The sequence below is a fragment of the Vibrio makurazakiensis genome, from assembly GCF_050337375.1.
Taxonomy (GTDB): Bacteria; Pseudomonadota; Gammaproteobacteria; order Enterobacterales; family Vibrionaceae; genus Vibrio; species Vibrio makurazakiensis.
On the sequence record NZ_JAKJSW010000449.1, the window covers coordinates 1 to 1,183 of the forward strand.

Below are 1,183 nucleotides of genomic sequence, written 5' to 3' on the forward strand. Positions count from 1 at the left end.
AAATAGATTAGTGGTTAAGAACTTTTTATGGTTAGTTTTCGAGAAGTTTTTTTCGGTATTTTTTGGATATTTTGTAACAATATACACTGCTAGGTACTTAGGTCCAGATAGTCTTGGTAGTATAGTATATTGTTTGTCTATTTCAGCAATGATTGTACCAATCGGTCAATTAGGTTCACAATCAATTGTTTTTGACAGGGCAGCCAAAAAAAGCAAGCTAGTATATTCTCTTATTGAATCTGGAAAAACACCGAGGCTAATTTGTTTTAGTGTAATGGTCTTATTAATTTTCACCATGAATGTTGTTTTTAATAAGGTGGATAATATATTATTATTGCTGGCATTTGTATCCGTATATGCAACAACTATAGATAGCTATAAGCCATATTTTGATGGAATGTTAATGTCAAAAGTAAATGCTATTTATAATCAGATCGGAAGCTTTTCTAGTCAAATAGTTAGGGTCTTCCTAACTAAGATGACAAATGAAACTACAATGTTTATGATCCCATATATTATTCTTAGTGCTATTCCATATGTGTTGAGAAAAGTAAAGTATAATAAAGAAGTTCGAAGCGCACTAGTTTATAAGGAACATAAAAACAGAAAGTTAACGAAATTAACATATACTCTTGGAGCTCCTTTAGCGGTAAGTGGATTTTCAATTGTTATATATACAAAAATCAATGAATTGTTATTAGGTTCTCTTTTAGGAATGAAAGAGGTTGCCATTTTCAATACTTCTGTTTTCTTGAGTAGTTCTTGGGCTTTTATATCTATTTCGTTATTGACGAGTTTGTTAGGGGATTGTCTATCTAAAAAACATAATAAAGAAAATAATTTGTCAAAGGTGTTTTTTATTTTAACGATAGTATCGATGCCATTTATAGTTGTGATATTCATCTTTGGAGATTTTTTGGTAGATTTATTATATGGAAAGGAATTTTCAGAGATGAAAGATATTTTATCCATATTATCTATTTCTTCATTGTTTTCAATTTTTGGTTCTTTTGGTTATAGAGTTATTGTTTCTTATTCTGGTTACAAATTTCTAATGTACAAAATGATTTTTACAGGTTTGATCAGTTTACCTATTTCATATTGCCTTATTTTATATTTTGGACTGGAGGGAGCAGCTATATCTATACTTGTTATAGAGTTTTTTTCATCTACAGTTATTAAC

General features: G+C 29.1%; 1 protein-coding gene. It reads left to right on the top strand.

The window, feature by feature from the left end; genetic code table 11:
* Positions 1–10 precede the first annotated feature (10 nt).
* A partial coding sequence (locus L4C33_RS22360; protein ID WP_428814572.1) for an oligosaccharide flippase family protein occupies positions 11–1,183 on the top strand: 1,173 nt, incomplete at its 3' end.